General features: G+C 73.2%; 11 protein-coding genes. 6 read left to right on the top strand and 5 right to left on the bottom strand.

Annotated elements, in window-relative coordinates; genetic code table 11:
• Window positions 1-50: 50 nt before the first annotated feature.
• The 3 genes from ACH414_RS18850 to ACH414_RS18840 are packed head-to-tail and all read left to right on the top strand — an operon-like array spanning window position 51 to window position 3,669.
• Window positions 51-1,430 (top strand): class II 3-deoxy-7-phosphoheptulonate synthase, encoded by a 1,380-nt coding sequence (locus tag ACH414_RS18850; protein ID WP_382533595.1) that lies wholly within the window; start codon window positions 51-53, stop codon window positions 1,428-1,430.
• Window positions 1,427-2,617 (top strand): chorismate synthase, encoded by a 1,191-nt coding sequence (aroC, locus tag ACH414_RS18845; protein WP_382533597.1) that lies wholly within the window; start codon window positions 1,427-1,429, stop codon window positions 2,615-2,617. The genes ACH414_RS18850 and aroC overlap by 4 nt, the downstream gene beginning before the upstream one ends.
• Window positions 2,608-3,669 carry a carbohydrate kinase family protein gene (locus tag ACH414_RS18840; protein ID WP_398942535.1) on the top strand — a complete coding sequence of 354 codons (1,062 nt, stop codon included), beginning with the start codon at window positions 2,608-2,610 and terminating at the stop codon, window positions 3,667-3,669. Before aroC ends, ACH414_RS18840 begins: the two co-directional genes overlap by 10 nt.
• Here ACH414_RS18840 and ACH414_RS18835 read toward each other — a convergent pair.
• Window positions 3,606-4,469 (bottom strand): acyl-CoA thioesterase, encoded by an 864-nt coding sequence (locus ACH414_RS18835; protein WP_382533600.1) that lies wholly within the window; start codon window positions 4,467-4,469, stop codon window positions 3,606-3,608. The genes ACH414_RS18840 and ACH414_RS18835 overlap by 64 nt on opposite strands.
• A gap of 14 nt (window positions 4,470-4,483) precedes the next feature.
• A complete protein-coding gene (locus tag ACH414_RS18830) occupies window positions 4,484-7,057 on the bottom strand; it encodes a DEAD/DEAH box helicase (protein WP_382533601.1) in 2,574 nt (857 codons plus the stop codon).
• 95 nt (window positions 7,058-7,152) lie between these two features.
• Between ACH414_RS18830 and ACH414_RS18825 the strand changes: the two genes are divergently transcribed.
• The gene (locus ACH414_RS18825; RefSeq protein WP_382533603.1) at window positions 7,153-7,944 is read left to right on the top strand and encodes a metal-dependent hydrolase; all 792 of its coding nucleotides are present in this window, start codon (window positions 7,153-7,155) and stop codon (window positions 7,942-7,944) included.
• A 69-nt stretch (window positions 7,945-8,013) separates the two neighbouring features.
• On the opposite strand, the gene ACH414_RS18820 is transcribed toward ACH414_RS18825, so the two are convergent.
• Together ACH414_RS18820 and ACH414_RS18815 are read right to left on the bottom strand one after the other, a co-directional pair.
• Window positions 8,014-9,795: an ABC transporter ATP-binding protein gene (locus ACH414_RS18820; protein WP_398942532.1), complete on the bottom strand. Its 1,782-nt coding sequence runs from the start codon at window positions 9,793-9,795 to the stop codon at window positions 8,014-8,016.
• On the bottom strand, window positions 9,792-11,870 hold the full coding sequence (locus tag ACH414_RS18815; RefSeq protein WP_398942530.1) for an ABC transporter transmembrane domain-containing protein: 2,079 nt from the start codon (window positions 11,868-11,870) through the stop codon (window positions 9,792-9,794). The genes ACH414_RS18820 and ACH414_RS18815 overlap by 4 nt, the downstream gene beginning before the upstream one ends.
• A 181-nt stretch (window positions 11,871-12,051) precedes the next feature.
• On the opposite strand from ACH414_RS18815, the gene ACH414_RS18810 reads away from it, so the two are divergent.
• Together ACH414_RS18810 and ACH414_RS18805 are read left to right on the top strand one after the other, a co-directional pair.
• Window positions 12,052-13,653 carry a peptide-N4-asparagine amidase gene (locus ACH414_RS18810; protein ID WP_398942528.1) on the top strand — a complete coding sequence of 534 codons (1,602 nt, stop codon included), beginning with the start codon at window positions 12,052-12,054 and terminating at the stop codon, window positions 13,651-13,653.
• A gap of 65 nt (window positions 13,654-13,718) precedes the next feature.
• Entirely contained in the window at window positions 13,719-13,913 is a 195-nt protein-coding gene (locus tag ACH414_RS18805; RefSeq protein WP_382533611.1) for an antitoxin, read from the top strand.
• Between the two features lie 77 nt (window positions 13,914-13,990).
• On the opposite strand, the gene ACH414_RS18800 is transcribed toward ACH414_RS18805, so the two are convergent.
• Window positions 13,991-16,915, bottom strand: a complete 2,925-nt coding sequence (locus tag ACH414_RS18800) for an FAD-binding and (Fe-S)-binding domain-containing protein (RefSeq protein ID WP_382533613.1) — start codon at window positions 16,913-16,915, stop codon at window positions 13,991-13,993.
• Window positions 16,916-16,927 lie beyond the last annotated feature (12 nt).

Here is a 16,927-nt window from a genome sequence, read left to right as displayed (position 1 = left end):
CCCACCGACCCCCACCCGAGCCCGGTCCGGGCCACCGACGGAAGGTAGACATGGACGGAGACACAGCACGCGACTGGCGGGCGCTGCCCGCGGCGCAGCAGCCGGAGTGGCCGGACCCCGGCGCCCTGGACGAGACCCGGGCCTTCCTGCGCTCCTGCCCGCCGCTGGTCTACGCGGCGGAGTGCGACCGGCTGACCGATCGGCTCGCCGCGGTGGCCAGGGGGGAGGCCTTCCTCCTCCAGGCCGGCGACTGCGCCGAGACCTTCGACGGCGTGGGCGTCGACCAGATCGACAACAAGCTCAGGACGATCCTCCAGATGGCGGCGGTGCTCACCTACGCCGCCTCCGTACCGGTCGTCAAACTCGGCCGGATGGCGGGCCAGTACGCCAAGCCCCGCTCCAGCTCCGTCGAGACGCGCGACGGCGTCGCCCTGCCCTCGTACCGCGGCGACGCCGTCAACGGCCTCGCGTTCACCGAGGCGTCCCGGCAGCCCGACCCGCGGCGGCTGCGGCGGATGTACCACGCGTCGGCCGCCACGCTGAACCTGGTCAGGGCCTTCACCACCGGGGGATACGCCGACCTGCGCCGGGTGCACGCCTGGAACCGGGACTTCGTGGCCGACTCCCCGGCCGGCGAGCGCTACGAGCGACTGGCCGGCGAGATCGACTCGGCCCTGGCCTTCATGCGCTCCTGCGGCACGCTGCCGAGCGAACTGGAGACCGTCGAGTTCTACGCCAGTCACGAGGCGCTGCTCCTCGACTACGAGGACGCGCTGACCCGCGAGGACTCCCGGACGGGCCGGCTGTACGACGTGTCGGGCCACATGGTGTGGATCGGCGAGCGCACCCGGCAACTCGACGGCGCCCACGTGGCGTTCGCCGCCGCCATCAGCAACCCCATCGGCGTCAAGCTGGGGCCGACCTCGACCGCCGACGACGTGCTCGCGCTGATCGACCGGCTGGACCCCGAACGGCGCCCGGGACGGCTCACCTTCATCACCCGCATGGGCGCGGACCGGATCACGGACGTCCTGCCGGGACTCGTGGAGAAGGTCACGGCCTCCGGAGCCCAGCCGGTGTGGACGTGCGACCCGATGCACGGCAACACCTACGAGTCGGCGAGCGGCTACAAGACCCGCCAGTTCAGCCGGATCCTGGACGAGATCAAGGGCTTCTTCGAGGTCCACCACCAGCTGGGCACCCACCCGGGCGGCATCCACGTGGAGCTGACCGGCGACGACGTCACCGAGTGCGTCGGCGGCGCGGACGCCATAGGCGACGAGGACCTCCGCACCCGCTACGAGACCGCCTGCGACCCGCGGCTCAACCGCAGCCAGTCGCTCGAACTCGCCTTCCTCATCGCCGAGATGTACGCGGCCCGGCGCAGCGACACGCGCGGTTTCGACCGCCTGGCCGGGGAGCGCCGTTGAGCAGGCTGCGTTGGCTGACGGCGGGGGAGTCGCATGGACCCGCGCTGGTTGCCACTCTCGAAGGACTTCCCGCCGGTGTTCCGGTGACCACGGAGCTGGTGGCGGATCATCTCGCGCGGCGGCGCCTCGGCTACGGGCGCGGCGCGCGCATGAAGTTCGAGCAGGACGAGGTCACGTTCCTCGGCGGCGTCCGCCACGGCCTCTCCCTCGGCTCGCCCGTCGCCGTCATGGTCGGCAACACGGAGTGGCCGAAGTGGGAGAAGGTGATGTCGGCGGATCCGGTCGACCCGTCGGAGTTGAAGGAGACGGGTCGTAACGCGCCCCTGACCCGGCCGCGTCCGGGGCACGCGGACCTGGCCGGCATGCAGAAGTACGGCTTCGACGAGGCCCGGCCGATCCTGGAGCGCGCCAGCGCCCGGGAGACCGCGGCGCGTGTCGCGCTCGGTGCCGTCGCCCGGTCCTTCCTGAAGGAGGCGGCGGGCATCGAGATCGTGTCGCATGTGGTGGAGCTGGCGTCGGCGAAGGCGCCGTACGGCGTCTACCCGACTCCCGCCGATGTGGAGAGGCTCGACGCCGACCCGGTGCGTTGCCTGGATGCGGACGCGTCGAAGGCGATGGTCGCGGAGATCGACCAGGCGCACAAGGACGGCGACACCCTGGGTGGCGTCGTGGAGGTCCTCGCCTACGGGGTGCCGGTCGGTCTCGGTTCGCACGTGCACTGGGACCGGCGTCTGGACGCGCGGCTCGCCGCGGCGCTGATGGGTATCCAGGCCATCAAGGGCGTCGAGGTCGGCGACGGCTTCGACCTGGCCCGGGTTCCCGGCTCGCAGGCGCATGACGAGATCGTCAAGGGTGCCGACGGCATCACTCGGGCCACCGGCCGTGCGGGGGGTACGGAGGGTGGTCTGAGTACGGGGGAGCTGTTGCGGGTGCGGGCGGCGATGAAGCCGATCGCGACCGTTCCGCGGGCGTTGGCGACGGTGGACGTGGCGACCGGGGAGGTCGCGGCGGCGCATCACCAGCGTTCCGATGTCTGCGCGGTGCCGGCGGCCGGGATCGTGGCCGAGGCGATGGTCGCGCTGGTCCTGGCGGACGCGGTGCTGGAGAAGTTCGGGGGCGACAGCGTTCCCGAGACCCGCCGCAACGTGCAGTCCTACCTCACGCATCAGGAGTTCCCGTGCGGATAGCGGTCTCGGGTTCCATCGCCACCGACCACCTGATGGCCTTCCCCGGCTCCTTCACGGAGCAGCTGATCGCGGAGAGCCTGGACCGGGTCTCGCTCTCCTTCCTGGTCGACGAGCTGGAGATCCGGCACGGGGGAGTCGCCGCGAACATCGCGTACGGACTCGGCGGTCTCGGACTCGCCCCGGTCCTCGTCGGCGCGGCGGGCGGCGACTTCGGCGCGTACGAGGTGCGCCTGAAGGAGGCCGGCGTCGACACCGACTCCGTGCTCCGCTCGGCCGACCTCCAGACCGCCCGCTTCGTCTGCCTGACCGACCGCGCGCAGAACCAGATCGCCTCCTTCTACGCGGGAGCGATGGCGCAGGCGCCCGGCATCGACCTCCGGCCGATCGTCGACCGCGTCGGGGACATCGGCATCGTGGTGGTCTCGCCGAACGACCCCGCGGCCATGCTGCGCCACACGGCTCAGGCCAGGGCGCTCGGCATCCCCGTCGCCGCCGATCCCTCCCAGCAACTCGCCCGGATCGACAGGGACCAGGCCAGGGAGCTCGTGACCGGCGCGCGGTGGCTCTTCTCCAACGAGTACGAGGCGTCCCTGCTGCGGGAGCGCACCGGCTGGCGGCAGGGCGAGATCCTGTCCCGGGTGGGGGTGTGGCTCACCACCCTCGGTGCCGAGGGCGTGCGCATCGAGCGCGCCGGCGAGCCGCACCGCACCGTCCCCGCCGTGGCGCCGGGCGGGCCCGTGGAGCCGACCGGAGCGGGCGACGCCTTCCGGGCCGGCTTCCTGGCGGCGGCCGGCTGGGGCGAGGACGTCGAATCCGCGGCCCGACTCGGCTGCGCCGTCGCGTCCTTCGCCCTCGAAGGGCGGGGCGCCCAGGGCTACACCCTCTCCCCGGACGCCCTGACCGAGCGCCTCACCGGCACGTACGGCAGCGCGCGGACCGACGCGCTGACCCGCCGCCTGCGGGCGGCGGAAGCGGGACGCCGACGCGCTCAGAGCTTGCGGAACAGGCCTTCCTGGACCACCGACACCAGCAGCCGGCCCTCGCGGTCGTAGATCCGGCCGCGGGCGAGACCCCGGCCGCCGTGCGCGATCGGTGACTCCTGGTCGTACAGGAACCACTCGTCGGCGCGGAACGGGCGGTGGAACCACATCGCGTGGTCCAGGGAGGCCATGTCGAAGCCGCGCGGCCCCCACAACGGCTCGATCGGGATGCGGACCGCGTCGAGCAGCGTCATGTCCGAGGCGTAGGTCAGGGCGCAGGTGTGCACCAGCGGGTCGTCGCCCAGCGGACCGACGGCCCGCATCCACACCGCGCTGCGCGGGTCGGCGCCCTCGACCTCCTCCTGCGTCCAGCGCAGCCGGTCCACGTAGCGGATGTCGAAGGGCTGGCGGCGGGCCATCCGCTCCAGCGCCTCCGGCAGCGTCCCGAGGTGGTCGCGGATCTCGTCGGCGAGGTTCGGCAGGCTCTCCGGGTCGGCGAGGTGCCGCGGCGGCAGCTGGTGCTCGAAGGCCGAGTCCTCCGGCCGGTGGAAGGAGGCCGTCAGATTGAAGATCGTCCGCCCCTCCTGGATCGCGGTGACCCGCCGGGTGGTGAAGGAACGCCCGTCGCGCACCCGCTCCACCTGGTAGACGATCGGCACACCGGGCCGGCCCGGCCGCAGGAAGTAGGCGTGCAGCGAGTGCACCGGCCGGTCGCCGTCCGTGGTGCGCCCGGCCGCCACCAGGGCCTGGCCGGCGACCTGCCCGCCGAAGACCCGTTGCAGCGACTCCTGCGGGCTCCGGCCGCGGAAGATGTCGACCTCGATCCGCTCCAGGTCGAGCAGATCGACGAGCCTCTCGGCGGGATTGGTCACGTCAGCCCTCTCCTCTACAGCTGTCCGACGGACGTCACGCGGACGACCGCCCGGCCCTCCTCGTCGGAGGCGGCCAGGTCCACCTCCGCGCTGATGCCCCAGTCATGGTCGCCGTTCGGGTCGGCGAAGGTCTGCCGGACGCGCCAGAGGCCGTGCGCCGGGTCCTCCTCGATGGAGAGCAGCTTCGGACCGCGCGCGTCCGGACCGGTGCCGAGGTCCTCGTACTCGTCCCAGTACCCGTCCATCGCCTCGCCCCAGGCGTCGGCGTCCCAGCCGGACTCCGCGTCCAGCTCGCCCAGCGCGTCCACGTTGTCCAGGGCGGCGAGCTCCACCCGGCGGAACATCGCGTTGCGCACCAGGACCCGGAAGGCGCGGGCGTTCGCCGTGACCGGCTTGACCTGGTCCGCCTTCTCCTGGGCCTGCTCGGCCGTCTCGACCTCCGGGTTGGCCAGCTGCTCCCACTCGTCGAGCAGCGAGGAGTCCACCTGGCGCACCATCTCGCCGAGCCACTCGATGAGGTCCTGCAGGTCCTCGGTCTTCAGGTCGTCCGGGATCGTGTGGTCCAGCGCCTTGTACGCGCTCGCGAGGTAGCGCAGCACGATGCCCTCGGTCCGCGCCAGCTCGTACCAGGAGGTGAACTCCGTGAAGGACAGCGCCCGTTCGTACATGTCGCGGATGACGGACTTCGGCGAGACCGGGTGGTCGCCGACCCACGGGTGCGACTTCCGGTAGACGTTGTACGCGTGCCAGAGCAGCTCCTCCAGCGGCTTCGGGTACGAGATGTCCTGGAGCCGCTCCATGCGCTCCTCGTACTCGACGCCGTCCGCCTTCATCTGCCCGACCGCCTCGCCGCGCGCCTTGTTCTGCATGGCGGCGAGGATCTGACGCGGGTCGTCGAGGGTCGACTCGACCACCGAGACCATGTCCAGGGCGTACGAGGGGGACTCCGGGTCCAGCAGGTCGAACGCCGCGAGCGCGAAGGTCGACAGCGGCTGGTTGAGCGCGAAGTCCTGCTGGAGGTCGACCGTGAGCCGGATGGTGCGGCCCTCGGCGTCCGGGGTGTCGAGCTGCTCCACGACGCCGCCGTCGAGCAGCGAGCGGTAGATCGCGATGGCCCGGCGGATGTGCCGGAGCTGGTTCCTGCGCGGCTCGTGGTTGTCCTCCAGGAGCTTGCGCATCGCCTCGAACGCGTTGCCCGGGCGGGCGATCACGGACAGCAGCATGATGTTCGTGACCTTGAAGCGCGAGGTCAGCGGCTCCGGCTCGGAGTCGATGAGCTTCTCGAAGGTCGTCTCGCTCCAGGCGACGAAGCCCTCGGGCGCCTTCTTGCGGACCACCTTGCGGCGCTTCTTCGGGTCGTCGCCCGCCTTGGCGAGCGCCTTCTCGTTCTCGATGACGTGCTCGGGGGCCTGCGCGACCACGAAGCCGGCGGTGTCGAAGCCCGCCCGCCCGGCCCGGCCGGCGATCTGGTGGAACTCCCGGGCGCGCAGCGTCCGCACCCGGTTGCCGTCGTACTTCGTCAGTGCCGTGAACAGCACCGTGCGGATGGGCACGTTGACGCCCACGCCGAGGGTGTCCGTGCCGCAGATCACCTTCAGCAGACCGGCCTGGGCCAGCTTCTCCACCAGGCGCCGGTACTTCGGCAGCATGCCCGCGTGGTGCACGCCGATGCCGTGCCGCACGTAGCGCGAGAGGTTCTGGCCGAACTTGGTGGTGAAGCGGAAGTTGCCGATCAGCTCGGCGATCTTGTCCTTCTCCTCGCGCGAGCACATGTTGATGCTCATCAGCGACTGCGCCCGCTCCACCGCCTGCGCCTGGGTGAAGTGCACGATGTAGACCGGCGCCTGCTTGGTCTCCAGGAGCTCGGTGAGGGTGTCGGTGATCGGCGTCAGCCGGTACTCGTACGACAGCGGCACCGGCCGGGTCGCCGAGCGGACCACCGAGGTCGGACGTCCGGTCCGCCGGGTCAGGTCCTTCTCGAACATCGACACGTCGCCGAGGGTGGCCGACATCAGGATGAACTGGGCCTGCGGCAGTTCGAGCAGCGGGATCTGCCAGGCCCAGCCGCGGTCCTGCTCCGCGTAGAAGTGGAACTCGTCCATGACGACCTGGCCGATGTCGGCGTCCTTGCCGTCCCGCAGCGCGATCGAGGCGAGCACCTCGGCCGTGCAGCAGATGACGGGGGCGTCGGCGTTCACGGAGGCGTCGCCGGTGAGCATGCCGACGTTCTCGGTGCCGAAGATCTTGCACAGGTCGAAGAACTTCTCCGACACCAGCGCCTTGATCGGCGCCGTGTAGAAGGTCACCTGGTCATTGGCGAGCGCCGTGAAGTGCGCCCCCGCCGCGACCAGCGACTTTCCCGAGCCGGTCGGGGTGGAAAGGATCACGTTCGCCCCGGAGACCACCTCGATCAGCGCCTCCTCCTGGGCCGGGTAGAGCGTGATGCCCCGGTCCTCCGCCCATGAGGAGAAGGCCTCGAAAAGGGCATCGGGGTCGGCGGTCGGCGGCAGCTGATCGATAAGGGTCACGCCCCCATCTTGCCTGGATTCCGTTCGGATGAGGGAACCGGCCACCGGGAGGAAGATCACGGACGATAGGCTGGCCCGTCGACCGGTCGCGCGACCGGTCGTCCGACCGGGCGTCAACTGGGCGCCGGCGTACGAGGAACGGGGCGGGTACGACCATGATGGGACCGGCGCACTCGCTGTCCGGAGCTGCGGCCTGGCTGGGTGTCGGAGCGGCCGCGGCGGCACTCGACCACCCGATGCCCTGGCCGGTTCTGGTCGTCGGCGCACTCATCTGCGCGGGCGCGGCCCTGGCGCCCGACCTCGACCACAAGTCGGCGACCATCTCCCGCGCCTTCGGCCCCCTCTCGCGGGGCCTGTGCGAGGTCGTCGACAAGCTCTCGTACGCGGTCTACAAGGCCACCCGCTCCCCCTCCGACCCGCGCAGGTCCGGCGGCCACCGCACGCTCACCCACACCTGGCTGTGGGCGGTCCTGATCGGCGCCGGCTGCTCCGTGGCCGCGGTCACCGGCGGCCGCTGGGCGGTCCTCGCGATCCTCTTCGTGCACCTGGTCCTGGCGGTCGAGGGCCTGCTGTGGCGGGCCGCCCGGATGTCCAGCGACGTCCTGGTGTGGCTGCTCGGCGCCACCAGCGCCTGGATCCTCGCCGGCGTCCTCGACCAGCCCGGCAACGGCGCGGGCTGGCTCTTCACCGAGCCCGGGCAGGAGTACCTGTGGCTCGGCCTGCCGATCGTCCTCGGCGCCCTCGTGCACGACATCGGCGACGCCCTGACCGTCTCCGGCTGCCCGATCCTGTGGCCGATCCCGGTCGGCCGCAAGCGCTGGTACCCGCTCGGCCCGCCGAAGGCCCTGCGCTTCCGGGCGGGCAGCTGGGTGGAGCTCAAGGTCCTGATGCCGGTCTTCATGCTGCTCGGCGGGGTGGGCGGGGCCTCGGCGCTCGGCTTCCTGTAGCCCGCGCGCCGTCCGCCTGCGGGAGAGGGGCCGCCCCGGTCGCACCGGGCGGCCCCTCCCCCGTGGGCGCTACCCGTGCCAGGACCGCCACAGTGCCGCGTACGCGCCGTCCGCCGCGACCAGCTCCTCGTGGCTGCCGAGCTCGCTGATCCGGCCGCCCTCGACCACCGCGATCAGGTCGGCGTCGTGCGCCGTGTGCAGCCGGTGGGCGATGGCGACCACCGTGCGGCCCTCCAGGACCTGGGCGAGCGAGCGCTCCAGATGGCGGGCCGCGCGCGGGTCGAGCAGCGAGGTCGCCTCGTCCAGGACCAGCGTGTGCGGGTCGGCCAGGACCAGCCGGGCGAGGGCGAGCTGCTGGGCCTGGGCCGGGGTGAGGGCCAGGCCGCCCGAACCGACCTCGGTGTCGAGGCCCGACGCGAGCGCCCGCGCCCAGCCCTCGGCGGCGACCGCGCCGAGCGCCGCCCACAGCTCGGCGTCCTCGGCCCCCGGCCGTGCGAGCAGCAGATTGTCCCGGAGCGAGCCGACGAAGACGTGGTGCTCCTGGTTGACCAGGGCCACGTGCTCGCGGACCCGCTCGGCGGGCATCCGGGCCAGCTCGGCGGAGCCGAGGGTGACCGAGCCGGACCGGGGGGCGTAGATGCCCGCGAGCAGCCGGCCCAGGGTCGACTTGCCCGCTCCCGAGGGCCCGACCAGGGCGAGCCGGGTGCCCGGGGCCACGTCCATCGACACCCGGTGCAGCACGTCCACGCCCTCCCGGTAGCCGAAGCGCACGTCGTCCGCGCGGACCTCCCGCCCCTCGGGGCGCACCGCCCGGTCACCCGCCTCCGGCTCGATCTCCCGGACGCCCACGAGCCGGGCCAGCGACACCTGGGCGACCTGGAGCTCGTCGTACCAGCGCAGGACGATCCCGATCGGGTCGACCAGCATCTGGGCGAGCAGCGCCCCCGTGGTGAGCTGCCCCACGTCCATCCAGCCCTGGAAGACGAACACCCCGCCGACGAGCACCACGGAGGTGATCACCAGGGTGTGGGTGAGGTCGATGACCGGGAAGAGCACCGAGCGCAGGTAGAGCGTGTACCGCTCCCAGGCCGTCCACTCCGCGATCCGCCGCTCGGACAGCTCGATCCGGCGCCGGCCGAGGCGGTGCGCCTCGACCGTGCGCCCCGCGTCCACGCTCTCCGCGAGGGCACCGGCCACCGCGGCGTACCCGGCGGCCTCCGAGCGGTACGCGGAGGGGGCCCGCCGGAAGTACCACCGGCAGCCCACGACGAGCAGCGGCGCGGCGATCAGCAGCGCCAGCGCCAGCGGCGGCGCGGTGACCGCGAGGCCGCCGATCAGCAGCCCCGCCCACACCACGCCGATGACGAGCTGCGGCACGGCCTGCCGCATCGCCTCGCCGAGCCGGTCGACGTCGGTGGTGATCCGGGACAGCAGATCGCCCGTCCCGGCCCGCTCCAGCACGCCCGGCGGCAGGGCGACCGAGCGGACCAGGAAGTCCTCCCGCAGATCGGCCAGCATCTCCTCGCCGAGCATCGCCCCGCGCAGCCGCACCAGGCGGGTGAACACCGTCTGGACCAGCAGCGCGACGGCGAACAGCACCGCCGTCCGCTCCAGATGCAGCTCACGGGCGCCGTCGGTGAGGCGCTCGACGACCGAGCCGAGCAGCGCCGGACCGGCCATCGAGGCGAGCACCGCGCCCGCGTTGACACCGACGAGCAGCACGAACGCCCGGCGGTGGCGGCGCAGCAGCTCCCGGACGTACGTCCGGACCGTCGCCGCGCCGCCCACCGGCAGCGTCGTCGCCTCCCGGGGTGCCGCCGGGTCGTACTCCGGTGGCGCCAGGCCGATCATGCCGACTCTCCTTCCAGCTCTTCGAGCTGCCGCAGCTCGGTGTCGAGGGTGCGTTCCGCGTCGGTCTCGCGGGTGACGACGGCCCGGTAGCGGGACTCGCCGGCGAGCAGTGCCCGGTGCGTACCGGCCGCGACCGCCGTGCCCTCGTGGACCAGGACGACCCGGTCGGCGACGTCGAGCAGCAGCGGCGAGGAGGCGAGCACCACCGTGGTGCGGCCCGCGCGCAGGCGCTTGATCCCGGCCGCCACCCGGGACTCGGTGTGCGAGTCCACCGCCGAGGTCGGCTCGTCGAGGACCAGCACCTCCGGGTCCGTGACCAGGGAGCGGGCCAGGGCGAGCCGCTGGCGCTGGCCGCCGGAGAGCGACCTGCCGCGCTCGGTGATCCGGGTGCGCATGGGATCGCCGCCGGTGTCGACGGAGGCCTGGGCGAGGGCGTCCAGGACGTCCCCGCACTGGGCCGCCTCCAGGGCGGCTTCGGCCGCGACCGCCCCGGAGGACGGCACGTCGAGCAGCTCCCGCAGGGTGCCGGAGAGCAGCACCGGGTCCTTGTCCTGGACGAGGACGGCCGTCCGGGCCGCGTCGAGCGGCAGCCCGTCGAGGGGCGCCCCGCCGAGCAGCACCGAGACGTGGCCGTCGCCGGGGTCCGCGGGGTGGCCGCCGAGCCGGTCCGCGAGCCGGCCGGCCGCGTCGGGGTCGCCGCACACCACCGCGGTGAGGCGGCCGGCGGGGGCGAGGACGCCGGTGACCGGGTCGTAGAGGTCTCGGAGACCGCCCGCCGTGGACCCGCCCGCGGGAGGGCCGCCCACCTCGGACCCGCCCGCGCGGGGGCCGTCCGTCCGGGAGCCGTCCGCGCGGGGGCCCTCCTCCTCGGACCCGCCCGCGCGGGGTTCGTCTGTCCGGGAGCCGTCCGCGCGGGGTTCGTCCGTCCGGGAGCCGTCGGCGCGGGGGCCGTCCGCGCGGGGGCCGTCCGCGCGGGGGTCGTCCACCCGGGAGCCGTCCGCCCGAGGGCCGCCCGCGCGGGGGTCGTCCACCCGGGCCCCTTCCTTCCGCGGGTCGTCCTCCGCAGTGGGCTCCGTCGTCGTGCGGGTCAGCGCGAGTACCCGGGCGGCCCGGCTCGCCGAAGGCCGGGAGAAGGAGTACGCCATGGCGATCTCCTCGAAATTGCGCAGCGCGTGGTGCGTGAGCGCCACCGCGCCGTAGACGGTGACCAGTTCGCCGACGGAGATCCGCCCGTCGAGCGCGAGCCGCGCGCCGTGGACCACCACCGTGAGCAGCAGCAGGCCGGGCAGCAGCACCTGGACCGCCGCGATCAGCGCCCACATCCGGGCGCTGCGGACGGCGGCCCTGCGCACCTCCTGGGAGGCGGCCCGGTAGCGGCGGAGGAACAGCTCCTCGCCGCCGATGCCGCGCAGCACCCGCAGCCCCGCGACGGTGTCGGAGGCCAGCTCGGTGGCCCGGCCGGCCTTCTCGCGCTGCACGTCCGCCCGGCGGGTGGCGCGGGGGAGCAGCGGCAGCGCGGCGAGCGCGAGGACGGGGACGCCGAGGGCGACCACGAGCCCGAGGTCCGGCTGGTAGAGCACGAGGCCGACGCAGACGACGAGCAGCGTGACGGCGGCGGCCGCGAACCGGGAGGCGGCCTCCACGAACCAGCCGATCTTCTCCACGTCACCGGTCGACACGGCCACGACCTCGCCCGCCGCGACCCGCCGGGTCAGCAGCGAGCCGAGCTCGGCGGTCTTGCGCGAGAGCAGCTGCTGGACGCGGGCGGCGGCGGTGATCCAGTTGGTGACGGCCGCCCGGTGGACCATCGTGTCGCCGACCGCGATGGCCACGCCGAGGACGGCGAGCAGCAGCAACCCCAGCGCGAGCCGGCCGCCGTCGTGGTCCACCACCGCCTGTACGGCGAGTCCCACGCCGAGCGGCAGCCCGGCGATGCCCAGTTGGAACAACAGCCCCCAGAGCAGGCACTTCAGCTGCCCGCCGAGCTGTCGGCGGCCGAGCCAGAGGAGGAACCCGGTGCCCGAGCGGACGTCCGGGACCCCTGGGTCGGCGTACGGTAGATCGCGAATCTGCATGACTTCCCACGTACCTTCGACCGGCGTCCGGTACCGGTTCCCGAATGTCCCGAACCGATCCAGGCTCGCTCCGCCGGACATCCGTCGGCAATCGATTTTCTGGCAACCGGGCACAGTTCCGGCCAAGCCGGACCCATGCCCTCTGGACCGGATCCGGAGGCGCACGCTTCACTCACGACCCATGAGACAACGGAAGATCATGAGCATGATCGGCGGCCTCACCCTCGCCGCCGGCCTGCTGCTCGCCGCACCGGCGGCGCACGCGGACGAGGCCCCGACCCCGCCGGCCGAGTTCACCACCGACTGGCACGACCCGCTCACCGCGGCCCCGCCGGTCGACACCCCCGGCACCCGCAGCTGCGAGGTCACCCTCGCCGCGGCCCAGTTCCGCGACTTCACGCCGTACCGGGGGAGTTACACCCCGCCGAAGGAGTGCGGCACCCGCTGGAACAAGGTCGTGCTCCGCCTCGAAGGCAAGGTGAAGGGCCGTCAGTACGACCGGCTCGGCCACCTCTCCGTCGGCGGCGTCGAGATCCTCCGCACCTCCACCCCCGAGCCCTCGCCCGACGGCATCGCCTGGACGGTCGAGAAGGACGTCACCCGCTACCGCGACACCCTCACCCGCCCCCAGCCCGTCGAGATGCTCATCGGCAACGTCGTCGACGACACCTACACCGGTGTCATCGACGTCCGGGTCACGCTCACCTTCCACACCGCCCAGGGCAAGGTGAAGCCCGCCACCGGCACCCCCGACCGGGTCCTGCCGCTCACCGGTGCCACGCTCACCACCCCGCGCAACACCGAGCGGATCCTCGCCGAGGTGTACGCCACCGGCTCGGGCGGTGGCTGCGAGGAGTTCTGGTACCTCACCGTCCCCGACGCCGCGCCCTACTCCTGCAAGGCCGCCGACGGGCCGTACCGCGAGGTCCGGATCTCCGTCGACGGGCGGCTCGCGGGCATCGCGGCGCCCTTCCCGCACGTCTGGACCGGCGGCTGGTCCAACCCCTTCCTCTGGTACGTGACCCCCGCCCCGCGCGCCTTCGACGTACAGCCGGTCGTCTACGACCTCACCCCGTTCGCGGCCGTCCTCAACGACGGCCGGGCCCACCGCGTCGAGGTCGCCGTGGCCGGCGTCCCGGCCGGTCAGTCGGGCTGGAGCGTCCCCGCCAACGTGCTCCTGTGGCAGGACGAGGGCAGCACCGTCGTCACCGGCGCCCTCGACCGGCACGAGGCGGGCACCCCGCGCAACTCCGCCGTCCACACGCCCGGTTCGCCGGACCGCCTGGAGACCACGGGCGGGCACACGCTCACCGTCGCGGGCCATCTGAACACCTCGCACGGCCGCGTCGCCACCACCGTCACCCGCACCGTCGACCACCGCTCCACGCACAGCTGGGGCGCCGACGAGAACCCGGACGCGCTCACCGCGTACTGGACCGACGACGAGACGGTGACCGTCGGCCGGACCACGACCCGCACCTCCCGCAGGTACACCATGGACGGCGAGATCACGGTGGGAGCCGACAACCGGCTGCGGACCGTCCTCACCGTCGGCGACCGGGCCTCCGTCGGCATCGTCCGCGACGGCCGGCGGCTGTCGTGGACCCGGCTCGACGACACCTACACGGGCGACGCCTCCTTCACCCTCGGCGTCCCGCGCGAGCAGCGCCACGCGGTCGGCACCAGCTCCGAGCGCTACCGCCGGTACGGCTCCCAGGGCTGCTACGACCGCTCCCTGAAGACCGTCCAGGGGACCCTCGTGGAGGACCTGCGGCGCTGCTGAGCGGATGCGGTCCGAGCCGTGAGCGGTGATGCTGGACAGGAGCACAGCCCGCCAAGGAGGCTCGGATGAGCGTGATGGACAAGCTCAAGCAGATGCTGAAGGGTCACGAGGACAAGGCCGGCCAGGGCATCGACAAGGCCGGGGACTTCGTCGACGACAAGACCCAGGGCAAGTACAGCGGCCAGGTCGACACCGCCCAGGACAAGCTGAAGCAACAACTGGGCTCGGACCGGCCTCCGCAGGACAACCCTCCGCAGTAGCCCCCGACGCGGAACCGACGCGGAATCCTCGCCGCAGGGACGGGTACCCCCGCCCCTGCGGCGCCCGACGTCCCGCGTCAGGGCCGGGTCGCGCGCTCCAGTTCCAGGAGGACGGAGTAGTACGTGCGGCCCGTGGCGCGGTCCATGCCGACCTCGCACATCCGGTTCGCCGACAGATGGGCGTCGAACGGCCGGGCCCTCACCTCCGCGGCCTCCTTCGCCGTCGCCGAGGCCGTGAGCTCCGGGTGCAGCATGCCCCGGTCGCCCGCGAAGGCGCAGCAGCCGGCGTCCACCGGGACGACCACCTCCTCGGCGCAGGCCCCGGCGAGCGCCGTGAGCCGGTCCTCGTCGCCCAAGTGGCGCATGGAGCACGTGGGATGCACCACCGCGGAGCCGACCCGGTGGCGAACGTCGAGCCTCGGCAGCAGCTCGTCGGCCGCCCACACCAGCGAGTCGACCACGGTCAGCTCGGCGTGCAACTCCCGGTTGTCGTCGGTGAGATACGGCACCACCTCGTGGGCGAGCCCGAGCGTGCAGGACGAGGCGTCGACCACGAGCGGGAGACGGCCGCCGGCCGTCCAGCCCCAGGCCGCCTCCACGATCCGGTTGGCCATCACCTCGTTGCCCCGCTCGTACCCCTTGGAGTGCCAGATCGTGGCGCAGCAGGTGCCCGTGACGTCGTCGGGGATCCACACCGGCCGCCCGGCCCGCGCCGACAGGGCCACGACCGCCTCGGGCAGCGAAGGGCCCTCGTACCCCTCCGGATTGCCGAAGATCCGGTTCACGCACGCCGGGTAGTAGACGGCGACCGCGGCCGGCCGGTGGGTGCGGGGGAGCCGGCGGGGCCCCGCGCCGGGGATCTCGGGCAGCCACTCCGGTACGAGGTCGGGGCGCACCGCCTTGCGCGCGAGGCCCGTCACCGTCCCGAGGAGCCGGTCGCCGATCCGCTCGGCGGCGCCGACGGCGAGCCGCGCCGAGGCCTCCACGGCCCGGAAGTTGCCGGCGGCGAGCGCGGCGACCCGCTCCTCTCGCGGGGAGTGCCGGTCGTGCCGGAACTCCTTCATCAGCGCCCCGGTGTCGATGCCGACGGGGCAGGCCAGCTTGCAGGTGGAGTCCCCGGCACAGGTGTCGACGGCGTCGTAACCGTACGACTCCAGGAGGTGGGTCTCCACGGGGGAGCCGTCGGCCTGCCGCATCATCTCCCGCCGCAGCACGATCCGCTGGCGGGGCGTGGTCGTCAGGTCCTGGCTGGGGCACGTGGGCTCGCAGAAGCCGCACTCGATGCAGGGGTCGGCGATCGGCTCCACCGTCGGGATGGTCTTGAGGCCGCGCAGATGGGCCTGCGGGTCGCGGTCGAGGACGACGCGCGGGGCGAGGACCCCGTCGGGGTCGATGAGCTCCTTGGTGCGCCACATCAGCTCCGTCGCCTTCGGCCCCCACTCCAGCTCCAGGAAGGGCGCGATGTTGCGGCCGGTGGCGTGCTCGGCCTTCAGCGAGCCGTCGAAGCGCTCGACGGTCAGCTTGCAGAAGTCGTCCATGAAGCCCGCGTACCGCTCCACGTCGGCGGGGTCACCGGCGTCGAAGGCGAGCAGGAAGTGCAGGTTGCCGTGGGCGGCGTGGCCGGCGACGGCGGCGTCGAAGCCGTGCCGCGCCTGGAGGTCGAGGAGCTCGGCGCACGCCTCGGCGAGCCGGCCGGGCGGCACCGCGAAGTCCTCGGTGATCAGGGTCGTGCCCGAGGGGCGTGAGCCGCCGACCGCGGTCACGAAGGCCTTGCGGGCCTTCCAGTAGCCGGCGATCGTGCCGGCGTCGCGGGTGAAGGCGTTGGTCACGGAGGCGACCGGGGCGACCAGGTCGAGCCCCGCCATGACCCGGGCCGCGGCCTCCTCGTAGGCCCGCTGCCCGGCCTCGTCGGGGGCGCGGAACTCCACCAGGAGCGCGGCCGTCTCCTTGGGCAGCTCCGCCCAGTCGGCGGGCACTCCGGGCACGCTCACCGAGGCCCGCAGGGTGTTGCCGTCCATCAGCTCGACGGCGAGCGCCCCCGCGTCGTTGAAGCCGGGCACGGCGGCCGCGGCGGCCGGCAGCGAGGGGAAGAAGAGCAGCGCCGAGCTGACCTTCCGGTCCAGCGGGAGGGTGTCGAAGACGACCTCGGAGATGAAGCCGAGGGTGCCTTCGGAGCCCACCATCAGCCCGCGCAGGATCCCGACCGGGGTGTCCGCGTCCAGGAAGGCGTCGAGCCGGTAGCCGTTGGTGTTCTTGATCGTGTACTTGGCGCGGATCCGGGCGGTGAGCTCCGGGTCCGCCTCGATCTCCGCCTTCAGGGCGAGCAGTCCCGCGCACAGCCGCGGCTCGGCTCGGGCGAGCTCCTCGTCCGCGGCCGGGTCGGCGGTGTCGACGACGGTGCCGCTCGGCAGGACGAAGGTGAGCGAGGCCACCGTGCGGTACGAGTTGCGGGTCGTCCCCGCGGTCATGCCCGAGGCGTTGTTGGCGACCACGCCGCCGATCGTGCAGGCGATCGCGCTCGCCGGGTCCGGGCCGAGCACCCGGCCGTGCGGCGCCAGGGCCGCGTTGGCCCGGACGACCGTCGTCCCGGGCCTGATCCGGGCCCGGGCGCCGCCGTCCAGGACCTCGACGCCCGCCCAGTGGCGGCGCACGTCGACCAGGATGTCCTCGCCCTGCGCCTGCCCGTTGAGGCTCGTCCCGGCCGCCCGGAACACCACCTCGCGGCCCTTGCCGTGCGCGTACGAGAGGACCGCGGAGACGTCGTCGATGTCCTCGGCCACCACCACGGCCTGCGGCACGAACCGGTAGGGGCTGGCGTCGGAGGCGTACCGCACCAGGTCGGAGATCTTGGACAGGACCTTGCCGGGACCGAGGAGGGCGGTCAGCTCCTCCCGCAGGTGCTTCGGGGTGCCACGGGACTGGAGGTCCGGCACCCGGTCGGGCGCCGCCCGCCGTTTCACCCCTGCTCGCAGGGCCTGCGGGTTCGGCTCCAGTACGGGCATGGCCACGGCTCC

This window comes from Streptomyces sp. NPDC020422 (assembly GCF_044386705.1).
Classification (GTDB): domain Bacteria; phylum Actinomycetota; class Actinomycetes; order Streptomycetales; family Streptomycetaceae; genus Streptomyces.
This window is presented reverse-complemented; position numbering and strand designations above follow the sequence as displayed.